Here is an 18,570-nt window from a genome sequence, read left to right as displayed (position 1 = left end):
ATTGTGGAATCGCTTGTTGCCTGGCGGATATTGGACCAAATTATGCATGAAAGGATGTTATGAAGTGGCCATCTTGGAAACGAGGCAGTTGAAGAAAGTGTATGGATCAGCGGCAGCCAGCCAGACCAAAGCGCTGGACGGAGTCGATCTATCTGTGGAGAGCGGGGAATTTGTGGCGATCGTTGGGACCTCGGGAAGCGGGAAGTCTACGCTCCTGAACCTGATCGGCGGTCTGGACTCTCCGACGGAAGGGACGGTGGTCCTGAATGGATGTGAGCTCTCTCAGCTTAATGATGATCAGCTCACCTTATTTAGAAGAAGCAACATCGGCTTTATTTTTCAGAATTATAATTTGATTCCCAATCTGAATGTCTATGAGAACATTATTCTTCCCGTGGAGCTGGACAATAAGAAAGTGGACCAAGCGTATCTCCACAGCATTCTGGTGATGCTCGATCTGGACGACAAGCAAACCAAATATCCGAATCAATTATCGGGCGGACAGCAGCAGCGGATAGCGATTGCAAGAGCGTTGATTACCAAACCGGCTGTGATTCTGGCGGATGAACCGACCGGGAATCTGGACAGCAAGACAAGTAAGGCAGTGATGGAGCTGTTGCGGATGAGCAATACAAGATTTAATCAAACCCTGATTATGATTACGCACAATTCGGATATTGCCGGCATGGCTGACCGGATTGTACATATCGAAGACGGAAGAAACAAGGTGAGCTAAATGTCCAAATCGAATACGACAGTCCTGTCCAGAATCGCAAAAGCCAATTTAAAAGCAGAAAAAGAAAAAAATTACTTTGTGGGCATTGTGATTGCTGCAGCAGCGTTCCTGTTAACGGTTGTGCTAATCTTTGGTTATAATTCATCCGCCAGTCTGAGGAATCAATCGGATTTCCAGTCCATCTTCAGTGAGGTCAATGCGGATCAAGTCCGGCAGCTAAGCCAAATGGGAGAGATCAGCAAGCTTGGACTCTATAAAGAAGCAGGCCAAGCCCGAAACGATGGCCGATCCTTGTCGATGCTGTACACAGATCAGACCATGATGGCCTTATCCAATGCCAGCATCAGTCAAGGAGCGTTCCCGGCTGCAGCCAATGAGATTGCGATTGAGCAACAATACATAGCTGATGAAGCCCATTCCCCCAAGCTTGGCGAGCGGATCACGCTGGAATTCAGAAATGCCGCCAGTAAAGAAATCCAAACCGCCGATTTTGTGATTTCAGGTTTTCTACGGACAACAGCAACCGGAGAGGATCAGCGAGTGGGATATAGCGCCTTGGTATCCAAGGCTTTTATTGAAGCAGACCGCCATCTTTCACAGGTGAATTATTCCGCTGCCCTTAATATTAACGATGCCGGCAGTTACTCCAATGCAGAGCTGAGGTCGCTGATCGAAGGCTTGGGACAACAGATTAAGTTATCCGAACAGCAGGTCCAGATTAATAATGTCAATGTGGATACCAACAATCTAACAGGCAGCACTATGCTAACCCTGGCCTCAATTATGCTGGTTATTGTCTGGGCTTGCTGGCTGGTCATCTATAATATCTTCTATATCTCCATTTCGAAACGAATCCGACACTATGGGCAGTTACGGGCAATAGGAGCGACCCGGAAGCAAATCAAGAAACTGGTGTTATGTGAAGGAAAAACGCTCTCATTGCGCTACATCCCTCCAGGAGTGGTGCTCGGCGGTTGGGTCAGTTGGCTGATGAGTCCAGGCAGCTGGAACCTGGTTCCCGACCTGTTTCTGGCCCTGACAGCAGGATTATTTGCTTATTTGACCGTCCGAATCTCCATCAATACCCCCGCCAAATTCGCAGCAAGAATAGCTCCTGTAGAAGCCATTAGACATAATGGAACGGATAGTTGGAGTGGAAAAGAGCGGAAAAGCTCCAAGCGCTTAACCTCCTTCACGCTGGCAGCCTTGAATCTGCTGCGAAGCAAGAAAAAAACGATCCTGACGCTCAGTTCATTAATCTTTAGCGGCATACTGTTTATCACCTTCGCCACCCTGCTGAATTCCGCCGATCCGGTGGCCAAAGCGAAACTTAATTTTCCGAACAATGGGCAATATGATATCCAGATTAACAATGAGCTGTATTCTGAAACGGTTGCTCTAAGCGACCTGCAAGCGGAGAATCAATTATCCGGTTCGCTGAAAGAAAAGATCCTGTCTATTGATGGAGTAGAACGTGTGATTGATCACCGTTATGTTGAGGCCGCTCTGGAGGGTACAAATCCGGAGGAGGGCAACATCATAGTAGGAGTAGAGAATATGGTACAGAATAACCAGTTGCTGGGAGAACAGCCATCTGATCGCGTAATGCCTGAAGCCGGCTCCTCGGATCCATCCCATATTCTGATGAACAGCCTCAGCAGTGTATTAGAGGGACATGGGCTCCATTACGCGGTAGGAGATCATGTTTCGCTCTCGATCGGCAATGATCAGCACAAGCTCACACAGGAATTCGAAATCGTTGGAGATATCCGCGATAAGAATTCAGGTGCGCTGTTCTATTTGCCTTCGGGTGTCATGGAATCGCTGGTGCCGTTTAACTCTAATCTAAGTTATGAAGTGGTGGTGAGTCCCTCGGAAGAGCTGCTGGTTAAGCAGGAGCTGGTGAAGCTCATTTCCAGTGAAGGCACCCTGAAGCTGGTCTCCTTCTCCGAACTGGTGGAAACGAACAGAATAGCCTTTCATACCATTCGGGTAACGATCTACAGTTTTATGATTTTTATAGCATTATTCGCTGTAATTAATCTGATGAATACGATAATTACCACCATTTCATCCAGAAGAGCAGAGATTGGCATCATGCAGGCTATCGGGATGACCCGTCTGCAGGTAGGGGCAATGCTCGGCTATGAAACAGGATTCTTGATTGTGGGCAGCTTCGCGGTTGCGCTTGTTGCCGGCAATGGATTAGGGTATTGGATTAGTAGGGTTATAGGCAATGTCGGCGGGCTCTCCTATATCCGCTATCAATTTCCAGCCAGTGTGATTCTTACGTATGTATCCGTGATTCTGCTTATGCAATACGGGATTATTCAATTCGTCCGAATGTCTATAGCCAGACAGACGGTGGTGGAACGGCTGCAGTCTCATCTGCCGTAACCATTTTTACCGCTCTAGCTACACAGCACTATTTGACGGATCTGTATGAAGGCATAGAAGGAGAGGATTAGTTTTCTTTTACTTGAGCAAAAACAAGGCGGCTTCCTGCATGAGGGAGTCGCCTTGTTTTTGTGTATGGGTTTTAATCTATATTTTCAATACCCCATTCTCCTGATTCGTTTTTAGTAAAGAAGTAGGTAATACCTTGATTCTGAATAGTTCCATCCGCAATTTTATTTTTTTGGCATATTGAACGCCCACTCGAATTTGTTCACGCCCATTAACTGTGAGTTTCTCCAGAAGATCTAGATCATAAAACATAAACTGAACGTCTTCTTCACTGAAAAAGAGTGTTTCACCACGAGAGCCTTCATGTAGATTCTCATTAAATTTTTCTTTATCCTGCTCCACCACAGCTTCAATATTACCTTTGAACTTGGAAATAATATCATCGTCGAAAAAGCTTTTTTTGTATTGGTCAAAATCAATAAATTAACATTATGAAACTTATTAGGTTTTTTTGGAGTCTATACTTCTAAAATAGAAACAATTATAAAGTCTGGAGGAATAATGATGAAATATACAACAAGACAAATTCTTATGGTGAGCTGTTTAACAGTAATGGTAGTGGGGGGATGTAGTAATGTGTCTAAAGATGCTAATTCGGTTTCGCCAACTTCGTCCACTGTTCCAACCATTACTGAAGTGGCAACCGGACCTGTTGGTGGGGTAACTGAGGACGAACTCACCAAATTGACGTATACCGATCAACAGAAGAAGGATATTTTAATAGCAGCTCAAAAGGCTGGACTGAAAACAGTATATATTCCAACGATTGGCGCTGGGCCAGATGACTCTTTGAATTTGGTTGAGGTGGATGGGAATACGTTAATTCTTAAATTTGTACGTCAGGCTATTGCTGAATCTGCGGAAGAAATTAAGCCTAGTGAAGAAGTAGGCGATGGAAAAACAGCGCAACTTAACGATACAGTTAACGGCAAATGGATTCCAGCAGAAAAGGGAAGTAGCGTAAATTTTTTATATTTTAAATTAGATAAAACATATGTCAAATATTATTCAAGTAAACCATTTTTTGAACAAGACTTTGAAGCTTCAGCCCGATCGATGATACCACTTGAGTAGAGTGCGCTTCTATAAGGATATCTAACAAAGGTGATTCATTTTTTATGTTGCGTAACGTAACGCTATATGATATTATATAAGTGTGCCAGTAAGCAGTTTCTACGGTAAGTGTGAGGGATACACCTTACCGCAAATTATCCCAGCTGCCTTGGACACAATATTATAATATCGGAGGTAGAATATTATGGCAGCAGGTGTATCCACCGGAATTAGAGTTAATACAACCACGAAAGCATCTTGCATGGTTTCTAGCGGTTTAACCTTTGTGGGGCGTTATTACAAACCGTCAGTTGCTGGCTCGTATGAAGATCGGCTCCAAAAACCAGAAGCTCAAACCATTTCTAACGCGGGCATGTCCATCTTTTCAATTTATCAATATGATGCAAGAAGTACAGCATCCTTTACAAGTGCACAAGCACATACAGATGGGGCAACTGCTGTGAATCAAGCTGTAGCCGCTGGACAACCAACGGGAACGGCTATCTATTTTGCGGTTGACTATGATGCTACTGCTAGTGACTTGAGTAACATCATTGTTCCTTACTTTAAGATCGTGAAAACCTACTTGGATAGCTATGGTTATCAGTTGGGCGTTTATGGAGGATATAGAACGACGATTACAGTTGGAGCTGCTATTCCAAGTATCTATCGTTTCCAAACAGACTCTTGGAGTAATGGACAGGCCGATCCTAGCCGTCGATTATACCAATATACACATAACACTGCTATCTGTTCTTCTACAATGGATAAAGTAGAAAGCATTGGGTCATTCGGAGGCTGGAAACTTTAATTTTTAGCATAATAATATTTTGCAGGGCTACTGATCGAAGGTAGGAAAAAACCTTCAAACAGTAGTCCTGTTTTTTTAAAAACAATCATTGCGACGATGGTCTAAAGCCCGTGCTATCGGACCCTGCTCTTTGTAATCCGGCCGAGTTTGGCCGCCCACCGCAGCTCGACCAAAGAAGACAAGTAACAAGGCTCCTTGGAACAAATTTCCTATATTCTATGAGCAATCGGGTATTATGCATGTTCGGGGGAATGCGGATGGGCCAGAGTAATATCCAGAGGAAGATTCAGTGTCTCGAAAAGTACCGGCTCTAAGGTCGCAGGATCGGCCTCCTAAGAGCCGGTACGAAACGCTGTGGGGGCTTCAGATTTTGTGCCTCGCTTTATACCCCGCACGGAGCAAGGTCCAAGTGCATGATGGGAGGGTCCTCTAAGGCTCCTTTATTTTTTTTTACAACCGTATGAAATTTTAACTGGACGAAACCCTGTGATTGGATCGACGTTGTATTGCTTAATGTACATCTTTCGAAGTTCGGCAAGCTGGTTAGATAACTCAAGCCCAGATGCAAACAGCATTTCTCTCTCCTGTTCGTCAATTTCCTCACAGACGCAGTTAGCGTATGAGACAACAGCTAAATGAACGGCTTGAATACTTTTAAGTAATTGATCGCGGCAAATCATGTGTAGACCTCCTTAGAATGGAAAGTTATTAACTATAGAATATCATATTGCGTTACGCTACGCAATATGATATTCTATAGTTAGAGCTTTGAAGTGAACAATACAGGTGAGGGGTTCACGTGTGTTGTTACAACCCCATTAATCTCTATTCTCATTGTAAGTTATTCTTCAAAAATTCAATGGATGAAAGGTTGATGAACAATATGGCTTTCAAAGTAGAAGTATGTCCTCCGTGTAATGCTCAAGGGTATGATATGCATGACATCCGTAATAGCGCAGTTAGGAAATGGCTCTACTACGCGAATGTTTACGGAAGTGCGTATAGTATGAATCCAGGTTTGTTGCTCGCAATAGTAAGTATTGAATCAGGAGGTATCGTGTCTGCTGGACCGTACTATGGCTTAACACAAATTGGTACTGATATGCTTAGTACGTACAACAAAGCGAAGAACACAAACTATACCACTGCCGATTTGCGTGGTAATGGCAGTCTGATTACGACTGAGAACGCAGCGGGAGGTCTAGCGATTAAAATCTTCGCAGAGTTTATTTCAAGATTGATCCGAACATTGGATGGAGCTACTGATACGTATACCAATGAAAATCTGATTAAACATTCTACTACGAACTGGAACGGAAGTATCTGTGGCGGAGAGGTTATGAATTTCATCCCGTTCACAGCGGAAAATGGGGGAACTACGACAACACGGGCCACTAGATTGTCTTATAGTTGCTATGGACAAAACGTTTATAATTTAATGAATTATGCCAGTGCATGGTGCGGTACATCGCCATGGTACAGCAATCAACTGTCTGATGTATCTTTCACAACGACTTATCGAAAAGCTGTCGGTCAAAACGTTTAAACATTAAAACAGCCGTTAAATTGAGAGGGGGACTTACCCCTTCTCTATTTTTATTTTATGGAATTTAGTGTAAAATATGAATATGCATTGGTATATTAGTGTAAGGTTCATAATTATAAGATTGCGGGTGGTTAATATTAAGATTTTACGTCTATCGATTATCATAGGGTGCTTAGTGGTTTTTTTATCAGCATGTTCACAAAATCCAGAGAATGGTGTCGCTAAGCCTGGTGATGATGCATATCAAGAGTGGGTGCAGAAAATTAAGACCGTATTTGGAGATAGATCATATATTCTTCCAGAATACGATCCTAATGTTGGACCGCTTGAAATGGTGTATGGAATATCTTCTACAAGTTATTCACTAGATCTATACCGATCAGACGCTTATAGTATCCAAAAGGAGCTTTCCGGGCTTCATACTGTACATGATCTCTATTATTCTTATTCTAATAGTGAAGGAAAACAACTTTTAGAGGACACCAAAATTTTATCTCGTTTTGGTGTTGAAGGTGAAATTAATAGAAAGGAAATTACTAAGAATCAGTTTATTTTAAATAACACTCTTTTGGAATTTCAAAAGGAGAATATCGATATAAAGATATATGAACTTAAAGGACTTCAAGATAACAAAGGAAGAGCAGATGCCATAATCACTTTTTTAGAAAAAAAAGGTATTAAATTAGGCCAGGTATTAGTATTTGATTTAGAAGAGCGTACAAACTTGGAACTTTACTTAGCCTTTGATAATAGCCTTCAAGTAATATCCTTTACAGTTCAAGATCTTAATGAATTGGACAACTATTTAGTGGATTTAAATATACTTTAAAGAAAAAGGGCATTTCTAGTTTAGATCTAGAGATGCCTTTTTTCCGTGTACAATCTAGAAAGGTGTGAGTCTTCAGGAACTGTAGGATGATCAGAAAAGAGCCGAAGAGGAAAAAATACGTTTTAAATCCCGTTAGAACTAACCGGAGTTTAAAACGTATAGTAAAGGGTTGCGACTTCAACCTTCATCCTTTTTATCTTGGCTATTAAGCGTTTTTGGTGCGCTTTGATGAAACGTCCTAACCAATAGATTCATTGTCTTATCACAAGCTGGACGAAATCAAGTGACTCTAGCTGCATGTAATAAAAAGCGGCAGTCCATAAAAATCGGACTGCCGCTTTTTGTTTGGAACACTTACACAATTTATGATTCCAACACCGTAATTAAGTTGATTGAAGAAAAACAGGAAGTCTGTATACGCTCGACTATTGGAGGGGAATAGGTTGAATTAATTCTCCATAGTTCTTAGGCTGATAAGTGAAAGATTTTGTAGATCCATTTGAAATTTTGTAATAGGCTTTATATCTCCCTTGGAAATGCTCGAAATGGTCATCGAGTATTTCAGCTATATAGCTGGGTTGTTGGCCTCCTAAAGTTGTATATAAATCATAGCCAGGGATACCATTAGTGCTGAATTGCCAGACTGCATTCGCCTTATTATCCTTGATTTCAACTACAGTGGATACTGAGCCGTTATCATATATATAGCGCGTGGCATCATTTGCAGCGAAGATGTACGTGTAATTTAATTTTTGATCACTTTCTGCTAAGCTATTTGATTTGAAAGAATATTGTATAGGTAAAGAAATAGCTGCTACACGAGCTTCTTGTACATTGCTTGATGTAATTTTAGTTGAATCAAGTGTGTAATCCTTACTTTTTACAAATAGTATTCCGCGAGTTCCTTCATAGTACACACTATAGCCAAAGGCTTCACTAACAAACCGGGCAGGAACCATCAAACGTCCGTTGTAGTTATTGGCTTCACTATCCATTTGTACAGACTGCCCATTTTATATATATGTATTATTGACGCATGTAATGGAAAAAAGTTGCAGATTTATATTTCGTAACAATACACTATATTATATGAATAAGCCAATTATCTACTTTCATTATTAATGGTGTCCAGATACACCCTTATTGATGAATATCTTGGTTGCTCTGCTTATATTGGGGTGGGTGCAGCTGAGAAGACAGGGGGAGGCTTGATGAAGATGCTACTGGAAATTACTGTTCGCAAAATGTGGACAAGCATCGAACATATTGTTCGCCGTACTGTGGATTTTCTGAAATCTAATGAAGGACGGCAAATGCTTATACAAGTGGTTATCGTCTGGGGAATTGAGTTCGTTAGTATGTACCGCTGTGGGGTTTACCCAGGCCGATAACTAGAGCGCCCACGCTAACCGCTACTTAGTGATTTTGAATAAGTATGAAGAGAAGAGGGGTGCCAGCAAGCCGCGAAATGGCTGACGGCACCTCTTGCTGCATTAATCGGACACACGGACTAACTTTTGCGAAGTGTAAATTGTTGGAATATTTGATAAGATAACTATGAATAGAATGAAAAATATGGAAGGGGTTATACATATGGGCTTAACAGAAGAAGAACCGGTAATTTCCATTTCCGGCTTATGGATGAATTACAGCGACAGAATGGTGCTCAGAGGGATTGACCTTAAGGTATACCGGGGTCAGATCATTGGATACATAGGCCCTAACGGGGCAGGCAAAAGCACGACTGTCAAGATTATGCTCGGTCTTGTGGAAGGGTATAACGGAACCGTTGAAATCTTCGGCCAAGATATCTCCAGCGGAGATGTGGCCTACAAGCGGCGAATTGGCTATGTGCCGGAAGTTGCCGAATTGTACGACAGTCTGACTGCCAGGGAGTATCTGACCTTTATCGGTGAGTTATATGGAATGGAGCGCAGCGATGCCGCAGGCAAAGCAGAGAAGCTGGCGGCTCTGCTGGGGCTGGACAAGGCTTTTGACAACCGTATCGTGTCTTACTCCAAAGGTATGAAGCAGAAGGTGCTACTGATCTCCAGCATGCTGCATGATCCGGATATTCTATTTCTGGACGAGCCGCTGAGCGGACTGGATGCCAACTCCGTTATGGTGGTGAAGGAGATCTTTGCTTCGCTTGCCGCCAGAGGGAAGACGATCTTCTACTCCTCGCATATTATGGATGTCGTGGAGAAGATCAGCAGCCGGATTATCCTGCTCAGCGGCGGGGACATCATTGCCGACGGCAGCTTCACGGAGCTTAAGGAGATGAGCAGAGAAGGCTCGCTGGAGGGTATTTTTAATGAGCTGACAGGGTTTGATAAATACCTTGATATTGCCGGTGAATTCGTTGCGGTGGTTGAAGGGGAATCCCATGAAGGATAATCCTGTGCTGAAGCTGCTGGACAAGCTGGAAGGGGCATTTACTAGGGGGGGCGTTGACTACCGGATGATGCGCAGCATCCTTCAGGTCAAGCTTTTGATGGATGGCAGAAGAACGCCCACGCTGCTGGTGTCACAGAAGAAGGAGAGAAAGGAGAAGAAGGAAGGTTCGCCGCTGGGTGTGCAGTGGTTCTATGTTCTTATTGGATTGATGATGACTCCTCTAATGTTTGTGGGGGGAAGCTACATGCTGTCCATGAGTATGCTGTTCGGCTTCGCGATGTTTATGATCACGACCACCCTGGTCTCTGATTTCTCCTCGGTAATGCTCGATTTGCGGGATAAGGATATCCTGTTCTCCAAGCCTGTGGACCGCCGCACGCTGAATATGGCGAAGTCCATTCATATCTTGATCTATTTATTTATCCTGACCTTCTCGCTGATGGGGCCTTCGCTGATATTCTCTCTCTTCAAGCAGGGCATCCTGTTCTTCCTGATTTATGCGGTGCTCATTGTGCTGATGGACTGCTTCATTCTGGTGATTACAGCGCTGCTGTATTTGCTGATCATGCGGTTTTTTGACGGAGAGAAGATTAAAGATATCATCAACTATATGCAGATTATGCTAACCGTTGGCATCACGGTCGGCAATCAGCTGGTGATCCGGCTATTTGATGTAGTAGAGCTGAGTATAGCCTTTAAGCCGGCCTGGTGGCAGTATCTGATCTCTCCAATCTGGTTTGCGTCTGTCTTTGAGGTGCTGCTGGGCGGAGCAAGGGATCTGGGTCTGCTGCTGCTGGCAGCGTGTGCCGTGGTGCTTCCAATTGTGCTGATGGTCGTATATGTTCGCGTGATGCCGCTGTTTGAACGAAGCCTGCAGAAACTCGCTGAGCAAGGAGTGGGGGGCAAAGACAGCGGCAGGATGGCCGCCTGGCTCTCGCGCTTGGTCTGCCGTAACCCTATAGAAGGGATGTTCTTCCGGTTCACCTGGTCGATGATGCGCAATGAGCGTGATTTCAAGCTGAAGGTATATCCTACTGTGGGGCTTTCGCTCGTGTTTCCTTTTCTGTTTATCTTTAATCAGGTGTGGGACGGGACTCAGGCTGGAATGGGAGCATCCAAAACCTATCTGTTTATCTATTTCAGTGCCATGCTGCTGACCACTGTGGTCCATATGCTGCGTTATTCCGCCAGTTACAAAGGGGCATGGATCTACAGAGTGATTCCGCTGCCTGAGACTGCGCCGATCCACCGTGGAATGCTGAAGGCGGCTGTGCTAAGGCTGGTTGTGCCGACATTCGCCGTGATGGCTGTGGTGTTTACCTGGTTATATGGCGTTCGCATCATCCCTGATCTGGTGGCCGTATTCTTCGCTCAAATGATCTATGCCGTCATTTGTTTCCAGATATTCCCTAAATCACTGCCCTTCTCGGAGAAATATGAGGCGTCCAAGCAGAGCGATTTCTCCTTAAAAATGTTTGGCCTGCTCTTGATTCTGATGGTCATGGCTGCGGTGCATTATCTGTTTACCTTAATTCCTGCTGGTTCTTACATCTATCTGGCAGTTCTGGTAATCGTCAATACGCTGCTCTGGCGCATGATCTTTCCTCATAAGTCAATGACTTCCGGCGGATTTACCCAGCTGCGGGGATAAGTTTAAAGCAAATATGGACATTGTTTGCACAGTTCGAAAAAAGGGTTCAAGTTCCAGTATTTACTTAGACAGCCTGACCGTTACAAGGTAAAATACACCTGAAGTTGCTTTTCAGGATAACCTAAAATCTTTACGCATATTTTCCTCTTCTGATACTCGTGTACTGATGTTTACTTGAGAATTACGCGGCAGCGATTGCGATATTTAAAACCGGTGAAGAGGTTGACTATGGATCAAATGGGAATCCACTACAACATATGGATTGTATTACTATCTTTTGCGATTGCTGTAACCGCAGCGTATTCGGCGCTTAATCTAATATCGCAGGTCTTTCGTTCGGCGGGCAGGGTCCGGCGGCTATGGCTGCTCTCTGGAGCCAGTGTGCTTGGGAGCGGCGTATGGGCCATGCATTTTGTCGGCATCATGGCAAGCCGCCTGCCGGTTGAAGTCAGCTATCACCCGGGCCGGACGGCCCTGTCGCTGCTGGTCAGCATCGTGCTGTGCTATCTGGCACTTGGGCTTGCATCCTCGGCTTCACGTGTGCAGCCGCTGCGTCTGCTTGCAGCCGGACTGTTGCTGAGCGGGGGGATGTCGGGGATGCATTATATCGGGATGTCCGCGATGGAAATGCAGGCCACCATCCACTACAATCTGTTCTATCAGGGAGCTGCTGTATTATTCGCCGTGCTCTTTGTTTGTCTGGGGATCTTGCAGCTGCGCAGATTCAGAATGAACTCCGGGTTCAGCCTCTGGAAGCTGCTATCGGCCTTGTTAATAGGTCTATCTGTAACGGGCATGCATTACGCAAGTATCAGGGGAAGTGAATTCAGCTACTCCGGCTGGCTGGAGCCAGGCCTCCCTTTGATGAAGACCGATGTGATCCTGCTGGTCGGCGTGTCGATGATCACCCTGTTTATGCTGGCGGTCTCCGGGGGAGCTGTGCTGCTGGATCGCCATGTGCTGGAGAGGATGGCTTATCACGATCCATTGACCGGCTTGCCCAATCGTCATGGTCTGGAGCGTTATTTCAACCAGGATTTCTTTGGCAAAACGACCGGAGCGGTATTTTTTGTTGATCTGGACCGCTTCAAATCGATTAATGATACATTGGGTCATGACATTGGCGATATGCTGCTGCAGGAGGTTGCGCGGCGCCTCAGGGCAGGTGTGGACGGCAGGGGGAAGGTGTTCCGGCTCGGCGGTGACGAATTTCTGATTGCCCTGCCGGACTGCACGGTGGAGCGGGCGCAGGATGAGGCGCTGAACCTGCTGCAGGAGCTTAAGAAATATTACAGCATAGAGCAGAATGAGCTGTATGTAACGGCAAGCCTCGGCATCAGCATGGCACCGCTGCACGGGACGGACCGATCCTCTCTAATGAAAGCCGCAGACACGGCATTGTATACAGCGAAGGATTCGGGCAAGAACAAGTTCAGCATCTTCGACCAGGAGATGAACCGGCATCAGCTGCGCCGGATGTCTCTGGAGAAGGATCTGCGCAAAGCGCTGGCCCGCTCCGAATTTATGGTCGTGTATCAGCCCAAGTGGGATTCTTTGATGAATGTTACGGTAGGCCTGGAGGCACTGCTGCGCTGGAGGCATCCGGAGCATGGAATCATCTCGCCGGTAGAATTCATTCCGATTGCGGAGGAGACCGGACTGATTGTCCCGATCACCTATTGGATGCTGCATGAGGTATGCAGCCAGAATATGCTCTGGCACCGGGAGCGGGTGGTGAATGTTGCCGTATCCATCAACATGTCGGCCCGGATGTTTGAGGGCGGAGGGTTGTATGAGATAGTCGAGGAAGCACTGATACGGGCGGGTCTGGAGCCGCATTTCCTGGAGCTTGAGATCACCGAATCGATTGCGATGAACAATATGGAGGAGACGGTCGCCCAACTGTCCAAGCTGAGGCTGCTTGGGGTCAGAGTCTCCCTTGATGATTTCGGAACCGGCTTCTCCTCGCTGGGCAATCTTGATGAGATTCCGGTCAATACCCTTAAGATTGACCAGATCTTTATCCGCAAGAGCAAGATGCACTCGAAGAAAGCCATTATCAGCAATATCATTGCCATTGCCAGCAATCTGAACATGGAGGTTGTGGCTGAGGGAGTAGAGACTTCGGAGCAGATTGAGCTGCTGCAGTCGCTTGGCTGCAATGTCATGCAGGGGTATTATTACGGCAAGCCCATGCCTGTTCATGAACTGGGAGAATGGTTCATAGCGAATACAGCCTGACCGGATGCAGAACCTATGAGCAGGACAAGGGACCATAGCCATGGAACACCAAAAACCAGAAACCACCTGCGGGTAGTTTCTGGTTTTTGGTATAAAGTAAGCTTGGCTCTTTGCATGGGTCCGTCAGTTCGAGTGGGAATTAATTAGTTTCATAAACATCCCACGGATTTAGTTGCGAATCTGCATCTAATTCGGCGGGTTTTTCCGTTTTAGAGCAAATAAGTGCGAAAGCGCATCTAATTTTGGGTTCTGAGCGCTAAAGAGTCGATTTACGCGAAAATAGTTGCAGATTCGCACTTATTTGCCCGATATCAGGAGTTTCAACTGAAATTAGATGCACTTTCGCATCTAATTTCTCTGAAGGCTCTAGTGCAGCATTCTGAATCCTCAATGGGACCTAAGTAGTCGCCACTTGTGCAACTATATCAACGGCACGAACCTATGATAAGGATTCTACACCTTAAATCGTTCGACCAGCATTTGCAGCTTGTCGGCCATGGACGACAGGAATGCGGCGGAAGATTCCACTTCCTCCATCGCGGCCAGCTGCTCCTGCGAGGCTGCCGACAAGGTCTCGGCGCCTTCGGCGGTCTGGTTGGAGACGGCGACAATATGCTGAATCGCCGTGACCAATCCGCCAGCCAGTTCGGACAACTCGCCTACCGTCGCAGAAATCTGCTGGCTCTGGACAGCCATGCCGGATACCGACTCCTCAATCTCGGCAAAGGATACCCCTGCGGTATCAACCAGCGCCGTGCTTTGCTCCATTTCCTGTGAGGAGTAAGCCATCATCTCAGTGGCCTTGTCCATCTGGCGGACAATCATCTCGATCAGCGAGCCAATCTGGGCGGCCGACTTGGCGGAACGTTCCGCCAGCTTGCGCACGGACTGGGCCACAACGGCGAATCCGCGTCCTTCCTCGCCGGCACGGGCGGCTTCTATTGCGGCATTCAGTGACAGCAGGTTGGTCTCCTCTGCAATGCTGGCAATCACGCTGACAATACTCTCAATTTCCTTGGAGTGGCTGGACAGCCGATTGATGATTCCCGAGAGCATGCTGATGCTGCCGCTCATTACCATCAGCTGCTCTGTGGTGGAATCCATCGATTCCCGGCCGGTCCGGGCTTTCTCTGTATTGATGTTGGCATGCTCCACCGCAGTGCCGGCAGTCCCTGCTATAACGCTGATGAAGCGGGACATCTCCTGAACTGCCTTGTAGCTGGCCTCAAGATTCTGCAGCTGTGAGTGTGCGCCGTCGGCAAGATCAATGGTTACGTTCACGCTGTGTTCTCCTGCCCGGTTGGTTTCCTGGGCACTGGCCGACAGCTCCTGCGAGGAGGACGCCACCTGCAGTGAGGTATCATTAACCTGGGTGATAAGGTTGCGCAGATTCAGGGTCATTTCATTGAAATCACGCGCCAGCAAGCCGATCTCATCCTTGTTGCTAAGCAGGATAGGTTCTTGGGTGAGGTCTCCCTTAGCTACCAGATTAACGGATTGGGAAAGGCTGGTAAGCGGGCGGATCATGCGGCGGATCACCAGATAGGCAGCCAGGATAGCCAGCACCAGAATGGAGGCTCCAATAATAAAAGGCTGTACAATAATATCCATAGTCCGTTCCTGAATTAGAGGTCCGTCGAAATTGATTGCCATTAGTGCAACAATAGGTTTGGAGGGATCATGATCCTGATAGATTGGGCCATAACCGGTCTTGAGTGAGGTTCCTTCGTATGTATAAACTTTGGAGTAGACATCATCATGTTTCATTCCCATTGACAGGATCATCTCTTTATCTTTTTGATTGAAATAGAAGCTGTCGCCTGCCTTATAACCCCGTTCCTTCATTTTGGCGTCTGCCGCCAGGATTTTGCCGTCAAGCGACAGGATAAAGGCTTCCTTGAACACAGGTTTGTGATCATAGATCCAGCCAACCTGTTCCTCAATTGCTGCAAGGTTGCTCTGGTCCCCTGCGACAAGGGCGGCGATGTCTGCCGGATCAATCAAGCCGGTGGTTATATTGGCGCACCCCACCAATTCTATGCCGGCTGCCTCATCAATTTGCTTGTATGCGGCCCGGTAACCGAACAATCCAATGGATGAGCCTACGAGCAGGAGCACGACCAGCATCATCCAAGTTAATTTTGTTGCCAATTTCATCTTTTCACCAACCCTGACCCAATGTTTATTTTCAGTGAAATCTCTTCTCACTGCTACGATTATAGCGCATGAGTGTGTGCAGAGCATTAGCTAGAATATAGTTTTTTTGTGTCGGAAATTGCCGGGAGAAATAGGCTAAAGGTCTTATAATCCGCATAGTGCGGGCGGTGTTGGATAAAGCATTGAAGCGTGGCGGCAAATAGTGGTACGCTTAATTTATCTCAAACGGACTGGAGCTGAAGAAATGCCGCAACCATTGGATCCGTTGATGGAGAGTATCGGCTTGTCAATGTGGAGAGTACAGCGCAGGATCATATCCCAGATGTCCTTGCATCAGGAGCTTGGTCTTACCGTCCCCCAGTTTGGCTTACTGCGGATGATTGCTCAGGAGAAGAAGTCGCGTGTAGTACAGCTGGCTGAGAAGCTGGAGGTGAAGTCCAGTGCGGTTACGGTCATGCTGGACCGTCTGGAGCTGCTCGGGTTGGTACAGCGCGAGCCGGATGAATGTGACCGCAGGGCAGTTGTGGTCACGATTACTCCCCCAGGCGAAGAGCTGTTGAAAGAGGCGGAATACCGCTCCAAGCTGCTGCTGGCCGAACATTTGGCGATTCTGGAGCCGGGGGAGCTGGAGTGCTTCGCCAGATGCTACCAGATCCTGGAGAGCCAGCAGCGTCCGCCGGAAATCCCTTCACACATTAGGTAACACACAAATGGCGTGTCAAATTGGTTGTCAATTTGCACGCCATTTGTGTATGTCAATTATAGTCTTTACCCTTGAAGTACTGCCGTTATTCCGCTTGTGGAGCTTTCTCGGGAAGCTGGGACACATAGCTGTGCGACAGCTGCAGAAGCTTCAGTGCCCGGTTGTATTCATCCTCGCTCGCGGCAGGCTGCTGAAGACCCGATGCAATCGGATATTGGGTATTGTCTTCGAAGCTGTTCCCGGGAATCAGCAGGCCCGAGGAGGCAATGAAGGACCCGGACGGAAGGTAATACCGCTCCGGCAGCAAATTGTATGTCTGGCTGAGCAGATCCTGGCCGAAGTGCAGCTGGTTCTCCAGCGACACTCCCAGCAGGCTGGCCGCAGTTGGCAGAATATCGACCTCGCCGCCCACCTGCTCCATCGTTTGCGGACCACTGTTCCCTGCGCCATGAATAATCAACGGAATATTAAGCATGTGCTCATAGCTGTAATCCTTGCCATATATTTCGGTCATTAGTTCCTTGTCATCATTGTCGAGTGAATAAATCGGCAGTCCCATATGGTCGCCGTAGACCATAATGATGCTGTTGTCCCAGATTCCTTTGGCCTTCAGCTCCTCGACAAACTTCCCGAAGGCTTCATCGGCATAATTCTGGGAACGGATATAATCTCCTACGAAAGTACCTTCATACCGCTCCGGCAGCTTCATCCGGTATTTCTCCTCGGGAATCGTGAACGGATGATGGGCCGACATGGAAATAACCTGAGCGTAAAAAGGGTTGCCTGATGTACTCATCTCCTGAAGCTTGCCTGCCGTCTTGCTGTACAGCACATCATCGGAAGCTCCGAAGAAGAAGACATCCTCATCACCGAAGAATTTATGGTCATAATAGTGGTCCCAGCCGAGAGATTCGTAGAGCTCACTCCGGTTCCAGAACTCGACATCATTGGTATGGAAGGTGGCGGTTTCGTAGCCATTCTCGTGCAGCAGGCGCGGCAGACTTGGCAGCACCCGGTCTACATAAGACATAGTGGCTGCTCCACGCGGCGGAATATAGAAAGAAGTATTCACTACAAATTCTGCGTCGGAGGTGTTGCCCTGGCCAACCATCTGATAGAAATTGGAGAAATAGAGACTGTCCTGAACCAGCTTGTTGAGATTAGGCGTGACCTCCTGGCCATCCAGCTTAAGACCCATTAGGAAGCTCTGGAAGGACTCCAGTTGAATAATAATCAGGTTCTTGCCTTTGCCGGCACCCTGATAGGGCGAGACGGCAGCGGTATCGATGCCCTTCAGCGTATTGACGGCATCCTGTGTGATATCGCGCGCATTGACCAGCACAGGTTCATCTTGAGCAAAGATCGTGTAAGCCTCATAATTGAGGATGCCCATTTCCTGCGCCTTTTTGATTTCATTCATGCTCGCCTTGTTGGGCAGAATATTGAACAGGCATAGCCCCAGTGAGACAGCGAACAGCAGGCTGTATTTCATTTTGGCACCGGTGCGTCCGTTGCCGTTGATATGGCTGCGGTTAATCTTATCCTTTTTATAGTTGCGTCCGTTCTTGTTGAAGAGGAAATAGAATCCCAGGACAATAATGTCGGTGAAGATCAGCAGATAATAAGGGTCCATGAGCGAGAACACGCTGTTGCGGACGGCGGTGACCTGATTCACCTGCTCTGCCGCATGGTAAGTGACAATAACTCCATAATATTTGAAATACATAATGGCGGCGAAGAAGATCGCGGTCAACAGCAGATTAACAGTCATATAGTATCCAAGCTTGCGCTTGGAGGCGAAACGTTCAATCAGACAGAAGAGCGCCCACACAAAAGGAATTTCAGTTAATATTGATTTCCATGGCAATAGATCTCCAAAGATAACCCCCCACGCCAACATGCTCTTAAGCACAAAAATCAGAGTGAAAAACACGAAGGGTCTAACGATCCACTGCTTAAAACGAATGGAGAACACAGCTT

15 protein-coding genes and 1 pseudogene are annotated in these 18,570 nt (G+C 46.7%); 11 read left to right on the top strand and 5 right to left on the bottom strand.

What is annotated here, in order from left to right; all coding sequences use genetic code 11:
* Positions 1–64 precede the first annotated feature (64 nt).
* Entirely contained in the window at positions 65–736 is a 672-nt protein-coding gene (locus tag B9T62_RS29875) for an ABC transporter ATP-binding protein (RefSeq protein WP_211296367.1), read from the top strand.
* Positions 737–3,133, top strand: coding sequence for an ABC transporter permease (locus B9T62_RS29870; RefSeq protein WP_087918584.1), 2,397 nt, complete (start codon positions 737–739; stop codon positions 3,131–3,133).
* Between the two features lie 147 nt (positions 3,134–3,280).
* Here the strand turns inward: B9T62_RS29870 and B9T62_RS29865 are convergent, their stop codons facing one another.
* Positions 3,281–3,544 carry a hypothetical protein gene (locus tag B9T62_RS29865; protein ID WP_157794062.1) on the bottom strand — a complete coding sequence of 88 codons (264 nt, stop codon included), beginning with the start codon at positions 3,542–3,544 and terminating at the stop codon, positions 3,281–3,283.
* 159 nt (positions 3,545–3,703) lie between these two features.
* On the opposite strand from B9T62_RS29865, the gene B9T62_RS29860 reads away from it, so the two are divergent.
* Together B9T62_RS29860 and B9T62_RS29855 are read left to right on the top strand one after the other, a co-directional pair.
* A complete protein-coding gene (locus tag B9T62_RS29860; RefSeq protein WP_157794061.1) occupies positions 3,704–4,276 on the top strand; it encodes a hypothetical protein in 573 nt (190 codons plus the stop codon).
* 184 nt (positions 4,277–4,460) lie between these two features.
* A complete protein-coding gene (locus B9T62_RS29855) occupies positions 4,461–5,066 on the top strand; it encodes a DUF1906 domain-containing protein (protein ID WP_087918581.1) in 606 nt (201 codons plus the stop codon).
* A gap of 440 nt (positions 5,067–5,506) precedes the next feature.
* Here B9T62_RS29855 and B9T62_RS29850 read toward each other — a convergent pair whose 3' ends face one another.
* A complete protein-coding gene (locus B9T62_RS29850) occupies positions 5,507–5,746 on the bottom strand; it encodes a hypothetical protein (protein ID WP_087918580.1) in 240 nt (79 codons plus the stop codon).
* A 194-nt stretch (positions 5,747–5,940) separates the two neighbouring features.
* Between B9T62_RS29850 and B9T62_RS29845 the strand changes: the two genes are divergently transcribed.
* Complete coding sequence (locus B9T62_RS29845) at positions 5,941–6,612, top strand: hypothetical protein (protein ID WP_087918579.1); 672 nt, start codon at positions 5,941–5,943, stop codon at positions 6,610–6,612.
* A 175-nt stretch (positions 6,613–6,787) separates the two neighbouring features.
* Positions 6,788–7,441, top strand: coding sequence for a hypothetical protein (locus B9T62_RS29840; protein ID WP_169834452.1), 654 nt, complete (start codon positions 6,788–6,790; stop codon positions 7,439–7,441).
* Between the two features lie 425 nt (positions 7,442–7,866).
* Here B9T62_RS29840 and B9T62_RS29835 read toward each other — a convergent pair.
* Positions 7,867–8,442: pseudogene (locus B9T62_RS29835) on the bottom strand (stalk domain-containing protein); the annotation flags it as partial.
* A gap of 210 nt (positions 8,443–8,652) precedes the next feature.
* Between B9T62_RS29835 and B9T62_RS29830 the strand changes: the two are divergent.
* From B9T62_RS29830 to B9T62_RS29815, 4 genes are all read left to right on the top strand, one after another.
* Positions 8,653–8,832, top strand: coding sequence for a hypothetical protein (locus B9T62_RS29830; RefSeq protein ID WP_087918576.1), 180 nt, complete (start codon positions 8,653–8,655; stop codon positions 8,830–8,832).
* A 202-nt stretch (positions 8,833–9,034) separates the two neighbouring features.
* Positions 9,035–9,838, top strand: a complete 804-nt coding sequence (locus B9T62_RS29825) for an ABC transporter ATP-binding protein (protein WP_087918575.1) — start codon at positions 9,035–9,037, stop codon at positions 9,836–9,838.
* Positions 9,828–11,489: a hypothetical protein gene (locus B9T62_RS29820; RefSeq protein ID WP_087918574.1), complete on the top strand. Its 1,662-nt coding sequence runs from the start codon at positions 9,828–9,830 to the stop codon at positions 11,487–11,489. The genes B9T62_RS29825 and B9T62_RS29820 overlap by 11 nt, the downstream gene beginning before the upstream one ends.
* A 228-nt stretch (positions 11,490–11,717) precedes the next feature.
* Entirely contained in the window at positions 11,718–13,730 is a 2,013-nt protein-coding gene (locus tag B9T62_RS29815) for a putative bifunctional diguanylate cyclase/phosphodiesterase (RefSeq protein WP_087918573.1), read from the top strand.
* A gap of 453 nt (positions 13,731–14,183) precedes the next feature.
* Here the strand turns inward: B9T62_RS29815 and B9T62_RS29810 are convergent, their stop codons facing one another.
* Entirely contained in the window at positions 14,184–15,887 is a 1,704-nt protein-coding gene (locus B9T62_RS29810) for a methyl-accepting chemotaxis protein (RefSeq protein WP_087918572.1), read from the bottom strand.
* A gap of 244 nt (positions 15,888–16,131) precedes the next feature.
* On the opposite strand from B9T62_RS29810, the gene B9T62_RS29805 reads away from it, so the two are divergent.
* On the top strand, positions 16,132–16,590 hold the full coding sequence (locus tag B9T62_RS29805; RefSeq protein WP_087918571.1) for a MarR family winged helix-turn-helix transcriptional regulator: 459 nt from the start codon (positions 16,132–16,134) through the stop codon (positions 16,588–16,590).
* Between the two features lie 85 nt (positions 16,591–16,675).
* On the opposite strand, the gene B9T62_RS29800 is transcribed toward B9T62_RS29805, so the two are convergent.
* Positions 16,676–18,490, bottom strand: a complete 1,815-nt coding sequence (locus B9T62_RS29800; RefSeq protein ID WP_425436710.1) for an LTA synthase family protein — start codon at positions 18,488–18,490, stop codon at positions 16,676–16,678.
* Positions 18,491–18,570: the final 80 nt, after the last annotated feature.

The organism is Paenibacillus donghaensis (assembly GCF_002192415.1).
Classification (GTDB): Bacteria; Bacillota; Bacilli; order Paenibacillales; family Paenibacillaceae; genus Paenibacillus_AQ; species Paenibacillus_AQ donghaensis.
Note: the sequence above shows the minus strand (reverse complement) of the source record. Positions and strands in the feature narration are given on the sequence as shown.